The organism is Cloacibacterium normanense (genome assembly GCF_002943105.1).
Classification (GTDB): Bacteria; Bacteroidota; Bacteroidia; order Flavobacteriales; family Weeksellaceae; genus Cloacibacterium.
Map to the genome: position 1 here is coordinate 330,644 of NZ_PTPZ01000003.1, position 20,575 is coordinate 351,218.

The following is a 20,575-nucleotide window of genomic DNA, read 5'->3' on the forward strand; positions in this document are numbered from 1 at the left end:
GAATATAACATGAAAAAATATATCACCCTAATTTTTGCGGTCTCTGTCTTGTTGACAGGATGCAAAAAAGAATCAGAAGTCACTGAAACCAAAGAAGCAACTGCAGTAGAGAAGCCCGATGAGCACGAAGAACCTGGTGTGGCACATTTCACCGAAGAACAGATTAGGACAGTTGGAATTCAAATGGGAAGTATTGAAAGTAAGGAGCTTTCTAATACCATAAAAGTGAGCGGTATGCTCACGGTGCCGAATCAGAATAAGGCATTTGTCACGCCCTCATACAGCGGTATAGTACGCTCCCTGTATGTACAACCTGGAAGTTATGTATCAAAGGGAAAAGTTATAGCAACCATTTCAAACCCCGATTTAATCGTGATGCAGCAGCAGCTTCAGCAGGTTAATGGTCAGATCAGAATGGCAGAACTGGAAGTTACCCGTGCCCAGCAGCTTTATAAAGGAAATGCTGCACCGTTAAAGAAATTTCAGCAGGCACAGACAGATCTTGCAACATTACGAAGCCAGCGCTCCGGACTGCAGAAACAGCTAGGCAGCATCGGTGCAGCTCAGGGTTACAGCTCGTCCCTTTCTGTTCGCGCGCCCATCAGCGGAACGGTAAGTAAAGTGATAGCGCAAATAGGGAGTAATGTGGACATGGCTTCGCCAATTGCCGAAATTGTAAGCAACTCAGCGCTTCATTTGGATATCTATGTATATGAAAAAGATCTGGGTAAAGTACAGCCAGGACAAACCATTCATTTTACACTTACCAACAGTCCAGGTAAAGAGTATGATGCAAAAATAACTTCAATAGGTACAGCCTTTGAAGGAGAAAGCAAAACTGTTCCTGTTCACGCACAAGTCGTCGGTGACCGATCAGGTCTTATTGATGGCATGAATGTTACCGCAGTCATAAGTCTTGATAAGCAAACTACTGCATCCGTTCCTACTGAAGCTATAGTTAATGATAAGGGACAGGATTTTATCTTTATAATGCAGTCCGATCATGATAAAGAAGAAAATAACGAAAAAGTATCAACTTCAACAAACGGAAATAACAAAAAAACAATTGTGGAAAAGGAAGTAGGTTTTGAAAAAATTCCTGTTGCTAAAGGGGTTACTGCTTTAGGCTACACACAAATTACACCTTTAAAACCAATTCCTGCCGATGCTAAAATCGTAATTAAGAACGCCTTCTTTATCTTGGCTAAGTTAAATAATAAGGGAGAGGAAGGTGATGGTCATTAAGAAATAGCACTTCAAAATAAGAATTAATACATTATTAAAATAAAACTTATGGCAAATAATAAATTACATACACATACTTTCGACGAAAATGGTCGTCAGTTGTGCTGCACGCCTCAGGAAGGTAAAATTTATAAAGATGCAGGAGCAGAAAAGTTAGTCCAGGACAGCTGCTGTACAACCAGTGATAAAGCGAATGCACCGCTCACGCAAAAGACAGGCGTGACTGACAGCCATAAAAAGGACGCTGGGCATAACCATGCTGATGAACATACCGACGATGATGGTCACGATCACTCTACTCAGGGAAAGTCAACTTTTCAAATGTTTCTGCCTGCAATTATTTCATTCGTAGTCTTAATGGCAGGATTGGGAATCGATTATTTGATCCCTCAATCTTGGTTCAATGATTGGTTGCGGGTTGGTTGGTATGCAGCGGCATATCTTCCGGTAGGTTTACCGGTTCTTAAAGAAGCGTTTGAAAGTATCAGGAAGGGAGATGTGTTTTCGGAGTTTTTTCTAATGTCTATTGCCACGATTGGGGCTTTCGCCATTGGTGAATATCCGGAAGGGGTAGCTGTAATGCTCTTCTATTCAGTAGGCGAAGTTTTCCAGACTTTAGCCGTTCAGCGCGCAAAAGGAAACATAGCAAAACTTCTCGATCAGCGTCCCGATGAAGTGACCATCTTGGTGGATAACCGCCCACAAACGGTAAAAGCGGCGGAAGTTGCACTGGATTCGGTTATTCAGCTGAAACCGGGAGAAAAACTGGCCCTGGATGGAATTTTGATTTCAGACAGTGCTTCGTTCAATACTTCGGCACTTACCGGTGAAAGCAAACCGGATACAAAACAGAAAAACGATACCGTCCTTGCAGGAATGATTAACCTGAATACGGTAGCAAAAGTGCAGGTCAATACCCTCTACAATGATTCGAAACTTTCAAAGATTCTGGAATTGGTACAGAATGCGACTGCACAGAAAGCACCCACCGAATTGTTCATCAGGAAATTTGCCCGCATCTATACCCCAATCGTGGTATTTCTCGCTGTGGCAATCTGTCTGTTACCCTATTTGTTTGTCGATGAATATATTTTCCGGGACTGGTTATATCGCGCCCTTATATTCCTGGTAATATCCTGTCCATGTGCATTAGTAATTAGTATTCCACTAGGATACTTTGGTGGCATTGGTGCCGCAAGCAGAAATGGAATTTTATTTAAGGGCAGTAACTTTCTGGATGCGTTGGCAGAGGTCAAAAATGTGGTTATGGATAAGACCGGAACCATGACTGAGGGCGTCTTTAAAGTACAGACCGTCAATCTAAAGCAGGAATTTGACCGGGATTTAATTCTAAAATTAGTGAATGTAATCGAAAATTCATCAACCCATCCGGTGGCAACTGCAATTCATGAACACCTCGGTGAACCCGACCATACTATAATTCTCGACAATGTAGAAGAAATAGCGGGACATGGCCTGAAGGGATCGTATCAGGGAAAAGAGTTGCTCGTAGGAAACTTTAAACTGATGGATAAATTCAATATCCAATATGATGTAAATCCAAACGATATTGTAGAAACATTGATTGCCATAGCTTATGAAGGAAAATTTGCGGGATACCTTACCATTGCGGATAGCATCAAAGAAGACGCTGCCGAAACTGTACAGAAACTTCAAAGTTTAGGAGTAAAAGTTACCATGTTGAGCGGTGATAAAGCAACGGTAGTCAAAGCTGTAGCAGGAAAACTGGGCATACCTAATGCTTTTGGCGATTTATTGCCGGAAGATAAAGTGAATAAAGTCAAAGAAATAAAAGCACGGAATGAAACGGTTGCATTTGTTGGCGACGGAGTCAACGATGCGCCGGTTGTAGCTTTAAGTGATGTTGGCATAGCGATGGGTGGCCTTGGGAGTGATGCCACCATTGAAACCGCTGATGTGGTAATTCAGGACGACAAACCTTCAAAAATCCCAATGGCCATTAATATTGGCAAGCAAACCAAAAAAATTGTTTGGCAGAACATCGCGTTGGCCTTTGGAGTAAAAGCAGTGGTCTTGGTATTAGGAGCAGGGGGGGTAGCCACGATGTGGGAAGCAGTCTTTGCAGATGTGGGCGTAGCATTGCTTGCCATACTAAATGCGGTAAGGATTCAGAAAATGAAATTTTAAACAAAGCGGGCTTCGGTCCGTTTTTTTATGGGAGATATTGTGCATAAATAATGAGCCTCCAAAAAATCCCCGCTGCCACAGCAAGTAACATAATGACAATTATACGCACAGGCCAGCCGCTACAACGTTGCCCTCCATTCCGCACGCCTGTGCTGAGCCTGCCGAAGTGCTTCATTACGTGCAAACCAGCACCATAGTGCCTATAATTGAAAATTATGTAAAATGCCTTCCTACATTCCACCACCACAGGTGGTTCCATTTCCTACGCTTTGCAGCCGCTCGTGTAATTATAATTAAGAAGCTTCATCACAACCCAAAAACCTGCAAATCCCCGCCACCCTTTTATAGGAGTACAGAAAATGGTGTACAAGCTTTCTATTTGCCAGTACCTCCAGCAAACCACTGCCAAAAAAATCTTTATAAAAAGAAAAAGATTTTTTTGTCATTGGTCAGCTTCCAGTACCGCGCACAGTAGTATTAGAGCTGAAAAAAATCACTTTTACCCTCCGCTATATTATCAGACGGCACAAAGCATAATAGTAGTCAAAGTCTTTTATATGGTCTATGCTCTGCGCCATCTGATAACGCCAACAAAAAGCAATTTTTTTCAGCTCTAATACCACTGTCTTTCCCTCCGCTTATCACGGTCAGTTATATATTTACGTTTTTGCCTAGTTGATTTTTTCTACACCACCATTTTCTGCACGAAGTGTTTACCCCGTTTTTCCAGCACCATTCCCAATTTCCACCGCTTCCCAAGTTCCTGCAGCCCATGTTCTGCATTCCCTTCACGGAAATAGGTCCGTTTCATTCCTGCCTCACATGCGCTGACTAAGGAACCGCGCACAGTCGTGTGCTTTTCCCTCAACTAAGCCGAAGGGCACACCACTGTCTTTGCCATTTCTTCCCATTGTAGAGATTTTGTATATTAGTATAAATTAATAAATCAAATTTACCATGATTGAAAATTCAGAACTTCAGAAAATAATCGATAATTTAGGATTATCTAAAAACGACTACCTCTTTTTGACCATTAAAACAGTTTACTTATATCACATGAAGTCTGGCGAAAAGAATGTGGAATACAGAGAACCTAGCGATTTTATTTTCACTCGTTTGTATGATAATTACTCAAAAAACAAGTTCTCAAAACCCAAAAATATTTCCCATATTTTATTCCAAGCGGGCTATAATCCAGATAGCCCTCGTATGCTCATTGAATTAAAAGGTTGGAACTATAAAGGAAAGAATACACCACAGAATGTAAACACTAAAGGGCATGTAATAGATGATTATTCTGTCAATCTTTTATTGGGAAACATTCTCTATGAAAATTTAGATATGTCTAGAGAAAAAGAGTTTTCCAAAAAAGAAGAAAGAACAGTTGCCACCTCGAATAAATCCCCAAAATCTAAAGCAGTCTTACAATCAAAACTCTCTATTCGTAGATCCAAAATTAGCAACACCAGTAATAGAAAAAAATAAAAAAAAAAGAAAGTAAAGGTATACGTCCGGGAAAAATGCGCTGACAATATCTAGCCCATAAAGGGTTTTTTGAAAAAACTATGTGCGTGAAAAGCAAAAAACGCCCATACTTTTTTCAAAAAAATATTGCATCGCATTTTCCCTCCTGTAGAATAGAACACTTTCTTTTTTTTCCTTTTTTTTCTTTTAGAAATTTTCCTGCGAAGCATAACTTTTAAATCCCGAGTTATGCAAAATTTCAAAGTACGTACATACGATGTACAACAGGCAACGCCAAAAACCGCAATTTTTATTCTGAACCGTGGCAGAAATGCTGGAAAACCACTCCGCCAACCGTGCCCGAACTGCTTCATTATCTACTGCAAAGACGAAAATGAAGTTGAAAACTACTACTGGACATTTTTTTCCCTCTGGAAATCTAAATTTTTTCACCGTTTTTTGTGTGGTTCTGTCATTGATATGCTCAGAATTACTGATCTGAAAAAAATTCTTATTGAAAAAGTCCAACCAAACTTCGAAAATTTTGAGAAAAATGAAATCTTAATTGAAAGACTCAAAACCGTTGAAAAATTGAATTCCGAATATTCCAGAAGAATCCAAGTTCTTCAAAAGCTAAGGTATCAATTGATCTATCACTTTTATTTTGTGAAATAAGAAAAGCCTCTCCAACTCGGAGAGGCTCTTTTTTATCCAAATAGTCACCACAACTAAGGATTAGGTTTTTTTTTCATCATTTGGAGTAATCTCTTAACCAAAAGTGTTGCTACAAAACTCGATACACCACCCAAAAATCCAAGAATGATGGTCTTCAGAATATCTTCGGCTTGTAGGTTAACAAATATACTTAAAACCGTCCCAAATGCAGTGCTAAATTTTGTCGAGTTATCCACGTAATTCATAGCAAATCAATATAAAATGAATACCCATCGACCAAAAAATGCTAATCATCACGATATACTGCAGCTTGACTTACCGCCGAAGCAATGCCTCCAGCTACTGCCAAATATCCTGCTACACTCACCACCAAAGCTGGAAGCGAAACAGGAGCGGTCACAATAACGCCACTTACAGCTGTTAAGGCTAAACCAATATTTCTAAGCTTGCGGAAAAACTTCGGCGTTGGTTCCTGAATTCTTTGCACTAATTTTTTCATACTATTTTATTTTTTTGGTAACAATGAGTTCTACTACAAAACCATTCTCTAAATAGGGGAAAACCAAATTTTTGAGCTTCTCAAAAGCTTTTCTCGATTCATTTCCTCTACCTTCTCCTGTAATTTGACTTACTGGAGCAATACAACCATTCAACTCCTTCAAAGCGTTATTGGCTGGATGTAAAAGAATGTATTTTCTATTTTTTACATTGATCAACTCCAAGTGCCACTTAAACTTTGCACTATAACGCTTTCGGATTTTGTATTTTCCCTCTGGAATACACGAAACTCGAGCTTTATTATTTCGCCAAGGCAATTCTATCGTTTTACAAATTTCTTTGCCGTTTAGACTTAAAAAGCCGTTCGTTCCTTCGGGAAAATACATCCTTTCCAATACGATTTCCATGTATTTTTTTACACTGGTGTATCAACTTTCACAATCGACAATGCGTTGAAAGCTCCATTTTTCAATGGGTATTTTTCTCCATTCACTTCTTGGAAGAATTCTACTCCTAAAAACAAGAAGATGGGGTGAGGGCTATTTGGCGTTAATTCATTATCCAAAATGAATTCGTCCGTAGCCGTTTCATTCCACGCTTGAACTGGAGACTCATTCATCTGAGTTTCAAAAACACCATTTTCAAAATCCACTGCAGCTGCAGCTGTTACAATTTTGAAATGAGTAGTTCCCCCAGGAGCAGCAATCATCACCGTTGGCGTAAAAGCTGGAATGTTCACTTGGCATAAACCACTGGTTCTGGTGATATCCACCGTTTTCGGTGCGAAAAGCGTGTTCCCCAACTTCCCATTGATATTGAAGTCAAAACCATCTAAAAGGATAGCTTCGCCATCAATCACGTTTCGAGCTCCTCTAGGGTTAGTTTGGTCCATTTGGATAACCTTAACCATTTCTTTGGTTAATCTGCTGACCATTCTGGAATCAGAAGCTCTTAACAAAAGCGGACGTATAGCATTTCTGAGAACTTTCCCAGAATTTCCCGCTCTCCCGAATTCTGAACCATTTTCTCGGGTTCTCTGGAAGGTAGGGTCATTTTTAATTCTTTCCGCCGATACACCGCCTTTCTCTCTTGCGAGGTAGCCGTCTTTAGATTTGTAAAAGGTGATACCTCCAATGGTACCATCTAATTTGATAATACTTTTTTGTCTTGCCATTTTTTTTACTTTTTACTAGATTTATTTTTCAGATGATGAGGTTCACCTGTTCAAACCTTCGCGAATTCACATGACAAAATTTGAGAATTTATGCCCCCAAAACAAATATTAAAGCGGTTCTACCCATATTTAGCGGAAAACGATACTTTCAGTTGTAAACACAACTTTTAGCGGATTTAGAGCTTTTTATAACAATTAGTGTATTTAGAAAATAATTAAATTTGATATCAGTATACCACACCTAAGTCAACTCCATATCAAAAGTATAGATAGTGTATGAAAAAAAGATTTTTTAGGCTGTGCATCTACCCAAAAGACGTAATGAAAATTACAGGCAAAAGTGAAACCTATTCACGCACACTTCTCTCCAAAATTAAAGCCTCATTAAACAGACCTCCACACCAGTTCATCACCATAGAAGAATTCTGCCAATACACTGGTCTAGAAATAGAAAAAGTACTAGAAATAATCACGGATTAGCATATGAATTCTTTGGTATTACTAGAAGATTATCGTAAATTTGCTAAACCTAAAGATTCAATCAAAATGTATCAAAATAGGAGGGGGAAAAGTAGGGGTCTTTGAAAAATTAAGTTTATCAAATTATTATAAACAAAGGTTTTTAAAGGTTATTAATAAGTCCCGTCCGGATCGCAAGCAGAAATGCAAAATCTAATGAAACCCTTTAATTTTAATTTAAAGGATTTTATTTTTTTAACTTATATTTTTTGATAAAAACTAAAATCTTAAAGAAATCAATACAATTAAATTCTATACAGAAAAATTAAGGAAATCAACTATGAAGACTAAACTATTTTTATCTATAGCTTCTTTGTTAACATCCATTTCAATTTTAAAAGCTCAAGAAACGGCTACAGTAGAGGTGAAAAATCCTCCTGTGATTGTAGAAACTGTTTTTGGAGACAAAGCTTTAGGATTTCAAACTAATTTTCAGAAAAAACTGACAAGTGCTCCTAAATTTGGAATATTTGCAGTAAGTGATATTATTGGAACATGGGATAAGGATGATACTGACGGTTTTATGGTACAAGGGAATATTACCTATGAATTTGCCCAAAATTTAAATTTAATGGGAGGTTTTCACATGGCTACAGGTGTTGATATCAGACCAGCAGTAGGAGTGATTTATTCTAAAGGCTCTCCAGATTATGTAATTGTATTTAATCCGCGTTACTATATAGATGATAACGGAGAAATGGAGGCTTTTTTAATGGGAGAGTATAAACCAAAGCTTTCAGAAAATTGGAGATTTTATTCTAAAATTCAAGCGATGTATGCTGCACTTACTAATGAAGGTAATCCTCACACGAGAAGCTATCTTAGATTAAGAGCAGGTGTTAATTACAACGAGATTTCTTTTGGTTTAGCCAGTAATTTCGAATATTTTGGATCACCAAAGTTTAACCAAAATAATTTTGGACTTTTCGTATCAACTGCATTATTTTAAAAAAGTTTGCTCAGTTTGTCTTTTAAGAAGAAATAAGTTGATAATTTTATAAAAATTTTAAAATGAAACTGGTTCACATCAAAGAAATTGTAGTAAGCGACGAGCATTTAGACCAAAATAATCATGTGAATAATGTTCAATATGTGCATTGGGTAGAAGAAATGGCAAAAGAACATTGGGATATTTTAAAAAATAGTACACCTTATTCAGATGATTTTTGGGTGCTTTCTGACCATCATATCCAGTATAAGAAGCAGGTTTTTAAAGGTGAAATACTTACACTGAAAACATATCCCGAAAAACCAGAAGGAATAAGACAGCCTAGAAAAGTAGAGTTTTACAGAGGTGAAGAATTGGTGGTAGATTCTAGAACGCTTTGGATTCTGATGGATAGTCAGAATTTAAAAATTAGAAGAGTTCCAGAGGATTGGTTAGAAAAAATTTAGAAATTTCTAAACGCTCATTTCTCCTCTATACTCACTTCCTTGAAGGATGTTTCTTCTTTCCAGTTCTGCATCGATGTAATTTTGAATTTGAGACTTTTTTAAGCCCCATTTTGGTGCGATGAGCATATCTACATCAGATAAAGCAAAAAGTCTCTGAATGACGATGTCTGGCCTTAATTTTGGCAGAATTTCACAGAGAATGTCAGTATATTCTTCTAAAGTGAAGAGTGGGAAAGGTTCTCTTTTGTATTTTACACCCATAATAGAACCTTTCACGATGTGTAAGTGATGAAACTTCACGAAATTAATTTTCTCAAACTTGTTGATTTCATTTGCGTATTTTACAATCATTTCTCGAGTTTCGCCCGGTAAACCCAAAATGGTGTGAACGCAAACATCTAACGAAGAATTTTCTAAAAGTTTCATAGCAGAAATAAAATCTTCATGAGTGCAACCACGATTAAGATTTTGCAAAGTTTCATTGTAAATAGATTCTATTCCCAGTTCTATATCTACCTCTAACCCTCTGTTTTTGTAACTTTCTAGAAGTTCTATAATTTTCGCGTCAAGACAATCGGGGCGTGTTCCTACGGATAAACCAACAATGTTTTCTGAATTTATTTTTAACGCTTCATCGTACATTAATTTGAGTTCTTCTACTGGCGCATAAGTATTAGAATTAGGCTGAAAATAAATGATAAATTTTTCTGCTTTATAATTTTGAGTAGCGTTTTCCATGCCATGTAAAACCTGTTCACGAATAGAATCTAGATTTCTAGAAGCGGGAGTAAAAGAATCTGTATTACAATAGGTACAACCGCCATAACCTTTGGAGCCATCTCTGTTCGGACAGGTAAAACCACCGTCTACAATGACTTTGTACACGCGCTTTCCGTGATATTTTTCTCTGAGGTAAGCACTGTAATAATTATAGTTTTTTTCTCCGTAAGCAAGCGTTTTGATAGACATTTTAAAATGAAATTAATGCGTAGGTTTTTCTGTCAGTTAAGAATGGAATTTTCTGCAAAATTTTTGAGTTTTTCCATTTCGGTTTTTGCTTTTTTCTGCCCGATTTTTGTGGCCAAAAAAGTAAGCAATAATAAAACCAATGCAAAGATAGAAAGATAAATTGCCCAAGGAAAATCTTGGCTGTTAATTTGTTTCGTTACAAGCCAAATGGTGATAAAAACCATGAAAATAATAGAAAAAATGAAGTAAAGGAACATGAAAAAAGTCCAAACAGCTGCACTTGGACCAAAAATTCCTCTGATAAAGGTTTTTTCATCTTCCTTTTCTACTCTGAGTGAAAGATAAGGTTTCCAAAATTCATTATGAGCGGTTTTTACCCAAATAGAAGCCACTTCTTTATTGATATTTCCTTGGATTTCAGTATTTTTTTGAAGTTCGGTTTTTAAATTTAATTCAAAATCCTCTTTACTCAAATCAGTTTCTAATTTGAATCGAGGTCTGGTTCTGATGGTATTGAGTTTTTTATCCATTAATTTTCTTGATAAGGAATAGGGTCTTTTAGAATAAATTCTTTGATTAAAGTTAAAGAATTTCTTAGAAGTTTTAGGGTAATTGTTTTTTCTTCTTCAGACATGAAAACCTCATTGATTTGTTGAAGAGTCATGTCAGAAGTCTTTTTACCATTGATTTCTATAAGTTTATCTCCTTTTTTGATGTCTGCTAAAAATCCCGGTGAATTTTCTCTAACTCCAGCCACAGAATATTCTGGTTTCAACACAAATTTGTATTGAAATTCACTCGCGTCTTGAATTCTTATTGTGGTTCCTCTGTCGTTATTTGTAGATTCTGGAAGTTTTGGAAGTTCAACTTTTACCAAATCTTTTTCCCATTTCATGCCATCATGTTTGATGTCTAAACCGCTCATGTTAAATCTGAAAGGTTCTTTGATAGATTTGGTTTTTTTGATGAAAAATAAGCCATTTTTATAGTCGAAACCAATAGTAAATCTTTTTAAAACATCTGCGCCGATAGAACCAATTCTTTCTTTTACGAAATTCATAGATTTTACCGATTCTTCGCTCGGCATTGCTACAATGGGTTGATTTAGAATATTATTTCCAAGTTTCAGCGCATGCATTCTACTGCGTTTTCCATAGATGTCTCCATTAAATCCTCTTCCGAGAAAATCATCTATATTTGGTCTATTATAGTTGAAATTGGGAATTCTATTTGGGAAAAGCCACATTGCATCACTATTTCCTAAGTCAATAAGCATTTTTGCGGGGAAAAACTCCTTAGTTTGCTGTACTTCGGCAGTGTGATACGGTTTTTGGGATTCTACACTTATAGGTAGTTTCTCAAATTTTCTGAAAGTTTTCTCAGAATAATATTTTCTATTGTAAACCGTAATAATATGCCTTTCGAAATCTATTTTTAGAGGATTATTTTTAAAAAAATGATAACCGATAATGCCATTTACAGGAATTCCTACGTGAGAAGAAAAATTGAAGTCTTCGTCTAAGATGATGTAAATTTCGTGACTGAAATCCACTAAAGTTTTATTGACTTCTACCTTGTTTTTAGTAGATTTTATGCCTTCTATATAATTGCTTCCGCCAAGTCCTGTAAATCTTATTTTTTCTACATTTTCGAAGACAACTTCTTTGTTTTCTAAGCTAAAAAGTAAAGTTTCGGAAACGCCAGTGTCTAACAAAAAAGTAAGGTCTACATTATTGACTTTTAAATCCAAAAAAACTAAATTATTGATTTGCCGAAAAGGAATGTTTATCTTATTCTTATCCTCTAATATCTGAAAGCCATCTTGAGCATTGATGGATAAAGAAAAAATCAGAAAAAGAAAGTATAAGATTTTCATAGTCTGAAATTACAAAGAAAATTTTAATAAAATTCAAAATATTTTGCAGATACATAAAAAAACTCCTCAAAATTTCTGAGGAGTTGTAGTATAAATTAATTTTCAGTCTTCCATCTTCCGATTTCTGACTTTCAACTTTTTAGTATCTGTAGTATTCTGGTTTGAAAGGACCTTCTACTTCTACACCAATATATTTAGCTTGTTCTGGAGAAAGTGTTTCTAACTCTACACCTAATTTTTTAAGGTGAAGTGCTGCTACTTTTTCATCTAAATGTTTTGGTAACATGTACACTTTGTTTTCGTATGCTTCAGAATTTGTCCAAAGTTCAATTTGAGCTAGAGTTTGGTTGGTAAATGAGTTAGACATTACAAAACTTGGGTGACCAGTTGCGCAACCAAGGTTTACCAATCTACCTTCTGCTAAAATGATGATTTCTTTGCCATCTACATTGTAAATATCTACTTGTGGTTTTACTTCAGTTTTGGTGTTACCATAGTTTTCGTTTAACCAAGCCATATCAATTTCGTTATCAAAGTGACCAATATTACAAACGATGGTCTTATCTTTCATTTTTTTGAAATGTTCAGCTCTTACGATATTAAAGTTACCAGTAGTAGTGATTACAATATCAGCATTTTCGATTACGGTGTCTAGTTTTTTCACTTCGTAACCTTCCATAGCAGCTTGTAAAGCACAGATTGGGTCAATCTCTGTAACAGTAACGATAGAACCAGCTCCTCTAAATGAAGCAGCAGTACCTTTACCTACATCTCCGAAACCACAAACTACCACTCTTTTACCAGCTAGCATTACGTCTGTCGCTCTTCTGATTGCATCTACAGCAGATTCTCTACAGCCGTATTTGTTGTCGAATTTAGATTTAGTAACAGAATCGTTTACGTTTATTGCAGGCATTACTAGAGTTCCGTTTGCCATTCTTTCGTATAATCTGTGAACACCAGTAGTTGTTTCTTCAGAAAGACCTTTGATTCCAGCAGTTAATTCTGGGAATTTATCAAAAACCATATTGGTTAAGTCACCACCATCATCCAGAATCATGTTTAATGGTTTTCTGTCTTCTCCAAAGAAAATGGTTTGTTCAATACACCAATCGAATTCTTCTGCATTCATTCCTTTCCATGCGTAAACTGGGATTCCAGCAGCAGCAATAGCAGCAGCAGCGTGATCTTGGGTAGAGAAAATATTACAAGAAGACCAAGTTACTTCTGCACCAAGGTGAACCAAAGTTTCGATGAGAACAGCAGTTTGAATAGTCATGTGAAGACAACCCGCAATTCTAGCGCCTTTTAATGGTTGAGAAGGACCATATTCTTCTCTTAACGCCATTAAACCTGGCATTTCTGCTTCAGCCAATTGAATTTCTTTGCGTCCCCATTCTGCTAGGGAAATATCCTTAACTTTGTAAGGTAAATATTGAGTTTTAGTTTCCATTAATTGAAAAAATTTTTGCAAAAATACAATATATTTTTTTAAAAAATTTGAAATAATTACAGTTAAAATCTATCATAATCATCCATTAAAAACTCCACTACAGAAAAATCCATAGCAGAGTTTCGGTTGATAGAAAAAACAATATATTATTTCCAACCTCCGCCTAAACTTTTATAAATTTCGACTACAGAGGTGAGTTGGTTTTTCTGTGCTTCTATAAGTTCTATTTTAGCATCTAATAAATCTCTATTATTCATCAATACTTCTAGATAGTCTGCTCTAGAATTTTTGAAAAGAAGTTGAGCAATGTCTATAGATTTTTCTAATGCTTTACTTTCTTGATTTTTCAATTCATAGTATTGATTAAGGTTTTTGATTTTTGACATTTTGGTAGAAACCTCTAGGTAAGCGTTCAGTATGGTTTTATCATATTCATACAATGCTTCTAGTTGTTTAGCATTGGCATACTGAAAATTGGCTTTAATTGCAGATTTATTAATCAGTGGTCCTGCTAATTCACCAGCAAGGTGATAGGCTACTGATTCTGGAAATTTTACCAAATAATTTGGTTTAAAAGCTTCCAAACCTAGCGAAGCTGATATTCCCAAAGAAGGGTAGAACTCTTTACGAGCCACTTCTACATCTAATTTTGAAGCGGTAAGTTCATATTCTGCTTGTCTAATGTCTGGTCGATTTTCTAGCAATTGAGAAGGAATCCCTGTAAAAATTTGTTCAGGAAGTGGTGGCATCAAGTTTTCGGTAGAACGTTCAATATTTTGCGGAAATCTTCCCGTTAAAGCATTAATTATGTTTTCTTTTTCGGTAATGTCTTGTTTGATGACATATTCTTGGGCTTTTGATTTTGCTAATTCTGCCTCAAATTTTTTCACCGCTAGTTCGGTAGTTGCCGCTGCTTCTTTTTGAATTTTTGCAATTTCTAGAGCCTTTTCATTAATTTGAATATATTGATGAATAATATCTAACTGGCGGTCAAGAGCAATAAGTTCATAGTAATTGTTTGCAATTTCTGCAATTAAATTGGAGAGAATGAAATTTTTCCCTTCTACAGTAGACAGATAATGAGCTACAGCAGCATCTTTTTCGTCTCTTAACTTTTTCCAGATGTCTATTTCCCAACTTGCATTTAATCCGCCTTCATAATTAAATAATGGGTCTGGAATAGGGTGGTCTCCTTCCATATTGGTGCTTGCATCACCAGCGCCTTCACTGGTGTATCTTCCTGCTTTTTTTACGCCAATAGAGCCACCTGCATTTACAAAAGGAGAGAGTTTCCCTTTTTGATAAAGAACATTGCTTTTGGCCATTTCTATTTCTTGATATGTTTTCATCAGTTCTTGGTTATTAACAAGAGCTGTTTCTATCAATTTTTGAAGATTTAGGTCGGTGAAAAATTCTTTCCAAGGAGTATTTCCTATGTTTTTCGTTTCATCATTACTAGATTGAGCGAAATTTTTAGGGAGATTTTCTTTCGTTTCATCTTTAATCACTGTAGCCATAGGTGCTTTACAACCTATTAATAATATGGTGAAAAAAGAAAGGCTTATGTTTTTATAAAATCGGTTCATTATTGTCAATTTCTTCGGTTAAAGGATTTTCGTCTTCGTGTTCTGCCATTCTAAGTTTATCTGAAATCACTCCGAAAAGGTAATATAAACCAGGAATAATGATAAGTCCAAAAACGGTTCCTATCAGCATTCCTCCAGCAGCGGCTGTTCCTATGGTTCTATTTCCTATAGCTCCTGGTCCAGTTGCTATGGCTAGTGGAATAAGCCCAGCAATAAATGCAAATGAAGTCATCAAAATAGGTCTAAAACGTAAAGTAGCGGCTTGGATAGCTGCTTTGGCAATTTCTTCTCCAGCAGCTCTTCTTTGTACAGCAAATTCTACAATTAGTACTGCATTTTTCCCCAATAAACCTATGAGCATAATCATGGCAATCTGTGCATAAATATTATTTTCTAAGCCAAATAATTCTAAGCACAAAAACGCTCCGAAAATCCCAATAGGTAAGGATAAAATAATAGGTAATGGTAAAACAAAGCTTTCGTATTGTGCGGACAAGATGAGGTACACAAATCCTAAACAAACTAAGAAAATATAAACGGCTTCATTTCCTCGGCTTACTTCATCTTTAGAAATACCTGCCCAATCAATGTCAAAACCTCTAGGTAAAGTTTTTTCGGCCACTTCTTTTATGGCATTAATCGCTTCACCACTACTGTATCCTTCAGCGGGATTACCACTTACCTCAGAAGAATTGTAAAGATTATGACGAGTAATTTCAGACATTCCATATACTTTTTCTAAGTGCATAAAATCTGAATAAGGAACCATTTGGTCTTTATCATTTTTAGTGTACAATTTGAGTAAATCTTGCGGCAATGCACGATATTGTGGCCCAGCTTGAACAATCACCTTGTAAGGTCTGTCAAATCTTATAAAACCTGTTTCGTAATTAGATCCAATAAGTGTAGAGAGATTATCCATGGCTTTTCCTACACTTACTCCTTTTTGTTCTGCCATATCATTATCTACTCTCATCATATATTGAGGGAAACTTGCGGAATAAAAAGAAAAGGCATTACCAAGTTCTGGTCTTTTTTTAAGATCTTCTACGAATTGTTTGCTCACTTCTTCCATTTTATGATAATCACCACTGCCAGCTTTATCTAATAAACGAAGTTCAAAACCTCCTGCTGCTCCATAACCTGGGATAGAAGGTGGCTGAAAAAACTCAATATTAGCTCCTGGAATTTCTTTGGCAATCTCTTCTAACTGTTCTATGATTTCTGTAGCAGAATGTTTTCTATCACTCCAATTTTTAAGATTAATTAAACAAGTCCCGGTATTAGAACCTGTTCCTTCGGTAAGGATTTCGTACCCGGCTAATGAAGACACAGACTGTACACCTTCTATCTTTTCCGTTTTTTTCTGCAGGTCTAAAGCAATTTTATGAGTTCTCTCTAAGGTAGAGCCTGGCGGAGTTTGTACTATGGCGTAAATCATTCCTTGGTCTTCTCCAGGGATGAATCCAGAAGGAACTTTGTTACTCAAGAAAAATGTTCCCAAACAAAAAATCAATAATATCGGAAGAGTAAACATTTTCTTAGTCACAAATTTTTGAAGTAATCCTTCGTATTTATTTGCACCTCTGTTGAAGAAGTTATTAAATCGATCTAGAAAATTATTGACAGGTGTTTTCTTTCTTTGTTTTCCGTGATTATTTTTGAGAATTAAAGCACATAGAGCAGGGGTTAAAGTAAGAGCAACTAACCCAGATAGAATAATGGCAGAAACCATAGTAATGGAAAATTGTCTATAAAAAACACCTACAGGTCCAGACATAAAAGCAATAGGGATAAATACAGATGCCATTACTAAAGTGATGGCAATGATTGCACCGCTTATTTCGTGCATGGCTTCTTCAGTAGCTTTTAAAGGAGAGAGATTTTTTTCTTCCATCTTGGCATGTACTGCTTCTATTACTACTATGGCGTCGTCTACTACTACCCCAATTGCCATCACTAATGCAAATAATGAAATAAGATTTAAGGTAATCCCAAATGCAGACATTACCGCGAAAGCTCCAATTAATGAAACGGGTACGGCAAGTGTAGGAATAATGGTGGAGCGTAAATCTCCTAAGAATAAAAATACAACAATTGATACCAGAATAAACGCCTCGAAAAGAGTATGAACTACTTTTTCCATAGAAGCATCTAAAAATCTAGAAACATCATAACTTATTTCATAATGCATCCCTTTTGGGAAATCTTTTTTTTCTAATTTGGCCAAAAGTTCTTTTACATCTTTAATTACTTGACTCGCATTTGAGCCATAAGATTGCTTAATGGTAATTGCTGCAGAAGGTTTCCCGTTTAAGGTAGAGTAGATGTCGTACATCATGCTTCCAAATTCTACATCTGCTATGTCTTTTAACCTTACAAATTCTCCATTAGAATTCGCTTTTATAATAATGTTTTTGTATTCTTCTTCTTTGGTAAATCTACCCGGATATTTGATGACATATTCAAAACTTTGTGAGACTTTACCAGAACTTTCGCCAGTTCTTCCCGGAGAAGCTTCTAAACTTTGTTCGTTTAAGGCTTCCATTACTTCATCAGCAGAGATGTTGTATGCGGTCATTCTATCTGGCTTTAACCAAATTCTCATGGCGTACTGTCGGTCTCCTAAAATATCTGCAAAACCTACACCATCTATTCTTTTGAGTTCTGGAAGAATATTGATGTCAGCATAGTTGAACAAGAATTTTTGGTCTGCTTTCTTGTCATTACTATAAAGGTTTACATACATCAACATGTTGGGTTCTTCTCTGGTGATTTTCACCCCTTCTCTTACTACGATTGGCGGAAGTTTATTAACTGCAGACGAAACTCTGTTCTGTACATTTACTGCAGCAATATTAGGGTCTGTTCCTAGGTTAAAAACCAATTGTATAGAGCCTTCTCCGTCATTTCCAGCATCAGAAGTCATGTATTTTAAACCGGGAATTCCATTCAGAGATTGTTCTAATGGAATGATTACCGATTTTACCATTAATTCATTATTAGAACCAGGATATTCTACCGTAATATTTACTTTGGGTGGCGAAATAGATGGAAACTGCGTCACTGGCAATTCTATGAGAGCAAGCGCACCAAGAAACACTACAATCAATGAAATGACTATAGAGAGAACGGGTCTTCTTATATATTTATTAAACATAATTTTTCAAAGGATTTATGAAATTAATTCGCTTTTATTTTTAAAGATTTAAAAACTTCTTGTGGGTTTACAAATTTTATTTGTACTTGTTGATTGTCTTTTACTTTTTGTACGCCTTCTAGCAAGAATTTTTCATTTTCTTGAAGTCCGTTTGAAACCACGTAAATATCTGGTAGTTCATGAGCAATCGTTATTTCTCTAGACTTTATTTTCCCGTTTTGGTCTACTATAAAGACATATGTTTTGTCTTGAATTTCGTAAGTTGCTTTTTGTGGAATCTCGAGAATATTCTCCAGAGGCAATGACATTTTTATTTTTCCTGTTTCTCCGTTTCTTAGTAATTGATTAGGGTTAGGGAACTTAGCACGGAAAGCTATATTTCCTGTCTCACTATCGAATTCACCTTCTATGTTTTGAATAAATCCCTTTTCTGGGAAAAGTTCACCGTTTGCCATGACCAGATTCACTCCTTTGTCACCTCTTTCAGCAGCATGCATTTGATAGTTAAGATATTCTGGTTCAGAGAGGTTGAAATAAGCATAAATGCCGGAATTGTCTGATAATGAAGTAAGTAAATCTCCCTCATCTACCAAACTTCCTAATTTTAAAGGAATTCTATTGATAATCCCTGAAAATGGCGCTCTAATGGTGGTAAAAGATAATTTGGTTTGTGCCAGTCTTAATTCTGCTCTTGCTGCATCTAGTTTTGCTTTTGCCATTCTTTGTTCGTTTCTAGAAACTACATTATTTACCGATAGTTTAGTCGCATTTTCTAGTTCTATTATAGATTGGTCTACTTCGGCTTTTGCTTTCATCACTTCTGCCTGTAGAATTTGAGGCATAATTTGAAACATGGGTTGTCCTGCACGTACATATTGACCTTCGTCTACGTATATTTTTTGTAGAAATCCTTTTTCCTGAGCACGAATTTCAATGTTTTTAGCAGATTGAATTTTGGCTACATATTCTTTAGTAATATCTGTATTTGTTTTTAAAGGAATAGTAGCTGGATAAATGGAATTTTCTACTTTTTCTTCTTTTTTTTCTGAACAGCTTAATGCCAGAAATAATACCATTAGACTTGCTAATGATGTGATTTTTTTGATCATCATATGATTTGAAAATTTATGAAATTTAAAATGATAAAATGCACATAGTCAATGATTAATGACTTGTGTGTAAGGGGTTTTTCTCTTAAAGAAGAGAAATTTTAAGAAAGGAAAAATGGAGAAATCAAATTCGCAGATTACGAACCAAAATGTAAATTTTAGATTGTAGAGTGAGTAAGATTTTGTTTCTTAATTCTATTTTCTTCCAAATAAAATCATTGGGAATATTAAAATTAAGATGATAAAGATTATCTGTTAAAGAAAAATCAGAGAAACTTCCAGTATGTGAAAGTTCTTCTTCATCTAGTTCAAAAATTACATTATCTAAATCTTGTAATTCATCTGAAATGCTGATGAAATTATTGTCTGCTGAATGTTTTTCTATGTTTTTGTGTGAAGAAATTTTCTCAGCAGAAAAAGTTTTAGGAGAAACATGAAGTTTTCCTCCTACTAATAAAAGCAGGAGAATATTGGTAATAAAAAATTTAGTCCAAGTCTTCACGTAGTATTTTTTCAAGGGACAAAATTACTATTATATTGAATAGTTAAATCATGATTAACAAAAATTAACATTCTTAAACTTTTAAATTAAACGTTTTAAAAAATTATAGAATTGAAATTATTTAGTAATTTTACCGTAAAATAAATATATGCCTTTCTATCATGATTATTCTGATGAAAATGCTGTAATTCTTTACTGGAAGTATAGTGATGACGACGAATTTAACGCAGAAGAACTCATAGAACCCGAAAATCTGGAAAATGCCAAAGATTATCATCCCAAAAAGTTATTAGAACATTTGATGGTAAGAAAAATGCTCAAAATGCTACTTCCAGAGCACAAAATTCTCTATAAAACCATCGGCGAACCTTATCTCTGGCCAGATTCCGCACATATTTCTATCACGCATTCTTTTCCATTTGCTTCTTTAGCGGTTTCTAAAAATAGAGTAGGAATAGATTTAGAGAAAATAAGTTCTAAAATTCTAAGAATCAAAGATAAATTTCTACACGAATCAGAACATATTTGGACTCAGAACAGAGAAAATGAAGTAGATTTATTGACGATTATTTGGGTCATCAAAGAAAGTCTTTACAAAGTTCACTTGTCTAAATATTGGTCGTTAAAAACTCATTATCAGGTGTTTCCTTTTGATGTCAATAACCTTTCTGAAATAAAATGTAGAGTTTTTGATGATTTTTTCAGTCATGATTTCACTGCAAAAGTCTTTAAAATAGAAGATTTTTACTTCGCCATTGTAGAAGAAAACCGTGATTTATAA

General features: G+C 35.6%; 20 protein-coding genes. 8 read left to right on the plus strand and 12 right to left on the minus strand.

What is annotated here, in order from left to right; all coding sequences use genetic code 11:
- Nucleotides 1-9: 9 nt before the first annotated feature.
- The 4 genes from C3729_RS06970 (at nucleotide 10) to C3729_RS06985 (ending at nucleotide 5,553) form a co-directional block, all read left to right on the plus strand.
- Nucleotides 10-1,245 (plus strand): efflux RND transporter periplasmic adaptor subunit, encoded by a 1,236-nt coding sequence (locus tag C3729_RS06970; RefSeq protein WP_104793485.1) that lies wholly within the window; start codon nucleotides 10-12, stop codon nucleotides 1,243-1,245.
- Nucleotides 1,246-1,293: 48 nt separating this feature from the next.
- Nucleotides 1,294-3,414 carry a heavy metal translocating P-type ATPase gene (locus C3729_RS06975; RefSeq protein ID WP_104793486.1) on the plus strand — a complete coding sequence of 707 codons (2,121 nt, stop codon included), beginning with the start codon at nucleotides 1,294-1,296 and terminating at the stop codon, nucleotides 3,412-3,414.
- A 957-nt stretch (nucleotides 3,415-4,371) separates the two neighbouring features.
- Nucleotides 4,372-4,899, plus strand: a complete 528-nt coding sequence (locus tag C3729_RS06980; protein ID WP_104793487.1) for a hypothetical protein — start codon at nucleotides 4,372-4,374, stop codon at nucleotides 4,897-4,899.
- Nucleotides 4,900-5,127: 228 nt separating this feature from the next.
- On the plus strand, nucleotides 5,128-5,553 hold the full coding sequence (locus tag C3729_RS06985) for a DUF6943 family protein (protein WP_104793488.1): 426 nt from the start codon (nucleotides 5,128-5,130) through the stop codon (nucleotides 5,551-5,553).
- A 53-nt stretch (nucleotides 5,554-5,606) separates the two neighbouring features.
- Here the strand turns inward: C3729_RS06985 and C3729_RS06990 are convergent, their stop codons facing one another.
- From C3729_RS06990 to C3729_RS07005, 4 genes are read right to left on the minus strand one after another with little or no spacing between them, the layout of a single operon-like run.
- Nucleotides 5,607-5,798 carry a hypothetical protein gene (locus C3729_RS06990; protein WP_104793489.1) on the minus strand — a complete coding sequence of 64 codons (192 nt, stop codon included), beginning with the start codon at nucleotides 5,796-5,798 and terminating at the stop codon, nucleotides 5,607-5,609.
- Between the two features lie 41 nt (nucleotides 5,799-5,839).
- Nucleotides 5,840-6,052 carry a hypothetical protein gene (locus C3729_RS06995; RefSeq protein ID WP_104793490.1) on the minus strand — a complete coding sequence of 71 codons (213 nt, stop codon included), beginning with the start codon at nucleotides 6,050-6,052 and terminating at the stop codon, nucleotides 5,840-5,842.
- 1 nt (nucleotide 6,053) lies between these two features.
- Nucleotides 6,054-6,458 carry a DUF5675 family protein gene (locus C3729_RS07000; protein WP_104793491.1) on the minus strand — a complete coding sequence of 135 codons (405 nt, stop codon included), beginning with the start codon at nucleotides 6,456-6,458 and terminating at the stop codon, nucleotides 6,054-6,056.
- A gap of 8 nt (nucleotides 6,459-6,466) precedes the next feature.
- The gene (locus tag C3729_RS07005) at nucleotides 6,467-7,225 is read right to left on the minus strand and encodes a hypothetical protein (RefSeq protein WP_104793492.1); all 759 of its coding nucleotides are present in this window, start codon (nucleotides 7,223-7,225) and stop codon (nucleotides 6,467-6,469) included.
- A 321-nt stretch (nucleotides 7,226-7,546) separates the two neighbouring features.
- On the opposite strand from C3729_RS07005, the gene C3729_RS07010 reads away from it, so the two are divergent.
- The 3 genes from C3729_RS07010 (at nucleotide 7,547) to C3729_RS07020 (ending at nucleotide 9,139) form a co-directional block, all read left to right on the plus strand.
- A complete protein-coding gene (locus C3729_RS07010; RefSeq protein ID WP_317615410.1) occupies nucleotides 7,547-7,705 on the plus strand; it encodes a hypothetical protein in 159 nt (52 codons plus the stop codon).
- Between the two features lie 319 nt (nucleotides 7,706-8,024).
- Entirely contained in the window at nucleotides 8,025-8,693 is a 669-nt protein-coding gene (locus C3729_RS07015) for a hypothetical protein (protein WP_133159952.1), read from the plus strand.
- A gap of 62 nt (nucleotides 8,694-8,755) precedes the next feature.
- Nucleotides 8,756-9,139, plus strand: coding sequence for an acyl-CoA thioesterase (locus C3729_RS07020; RefSeq protein ID WP_104793495.1), 384 nt, complete (start codon nucleotides 8,756-8,758; stop codon nucleotides 9,137-9,139).
- A gap of 6 nt (nucleotides 9,140-9,145) precedes the next feature.
- Here C3729_RS07020 and C3729_RS07025 read toward each other — a convergent pair whose 3' ends face one another.
- The 8 genes from C3729_RS07025 to C3729_RS07060 all read right to left on the minus strand — a co-directional run bounded on the left by C3729_RS07025 (nucleotide 9,146) and on the right by C3729_RS07060 (nucleotide 19,794).
- On the minus strand, nucleotides 9,146-10,108 hold the full coding sequence (locus C3729_RS07025) for a TIGR01212 family radical SAM protein (protein WP_104793496.1): 963 nt from the start codon (nucleotides 10,106-10,108) through the stop codon (nucleotides 9,146-9,148).
- 32 nt (nucleotides 10,109-10,140) lie between these two features.
- Entirely contained in the window at nucleotides 10,141-10,638 is a 498-nt protein-coding gene (locus C3729_RS07030; RefSeq protein ID WP_104793497.1) for a hypothetical protein, read from the minus strand.
- Nucleotides 10,638-11,984: a PDZ domain-containing protein gene (locus tag C3729_RS07035; protein WP_104793498.1), complete on the minus strand. Its 1,347-nt coding sequence runs from the start codon at nucleotides 11,982-11,984 to the stop codon at nucleotides 10,638-10,640. The genes C3729_RS07030 and C3729_RS07035 overlap by 1 nt, the downstream gene beginning before the upstream one ends.
- A 139-nt stretch (nucleotides 11,985-12,123) precedes the next feature.
- Nucleotides 12,124-13,437, minus strand: a complete 1,314-nt coding sequence (gene ahcY / locus C3729_RS07040) for an adenosylhomocysteinase (protein WP_104793499.1) — start codon at nucleotides 13,435-13,437, stop codon at nucleotides 12,124-12,126.
- Between the two features lie 146 nt (nucleotides 13,438-13,583).
- Complete coding sequence (locus tag C3729_RS07045) at nucleotides 13,584-15,023, minus strand: TolC family protein (protein WP_104793500.1); 1,440 nt, start codon at nucleotides 15,021-15,023, stop codon at nucleotides 13,584-13,586.
- Complete coding sequence (locus C3729_RS07050) at nucleotides 15,007-18,183, minus strand: efflux RND transporter permease subunit (RefSeq protein ID WP_104793501.1); 3,177 nt, start codon at nucleotides 18,181-18,183, stop codon at nucleotides 15,007-15,009. Before C3729_RS07050 ends, C3729_RS07045 begins: the two co-directional genes overlap by 17 nt.
- Before the next feature lie 23 nt (nucleotides 18,184-18,206).
- Nucleotides 18,207-19,289, minus strand: coding sequence for an efflux RND transporter periplasmic adaptor subunit (locus C3729_RS07055; protein WP_185117733.1), 1,083 nt, complete (start codon nucleotides 19,287-19,289; stop codon nucleotides 18,207-18,209).
- A 127-nt stretch (nucleotides 19,290-19,416) separates the two neighbouring features.
- Nucleotides 19,417-19,794, minus strand: a complete 378-nt coding sequence (locus tag C3729_RS07060; RefSeq protein WP_074650935.1) for a hypothetical protein — start codon at nucleotides 19,792-19,794, stop codon at nucleotides 19,417-19,419.
- Between the two features lie 148 nt (nucleotides 19,795-19,942).
- Between C3729_RS07060 and C3729_RS07065 the strand changes: the two genes are divergently transcribed.
- Nucleotides 19,943-20,575, plus strand: coding sequence for a 4'-phosphopantetheinyl transferase superfamily protein (locus tag C3729_RS07065; protein WP_104793502.1), 633 nt, complete (start codon nucleotides 19,943-19,945; stop codon nucleotides 20,573-20,575).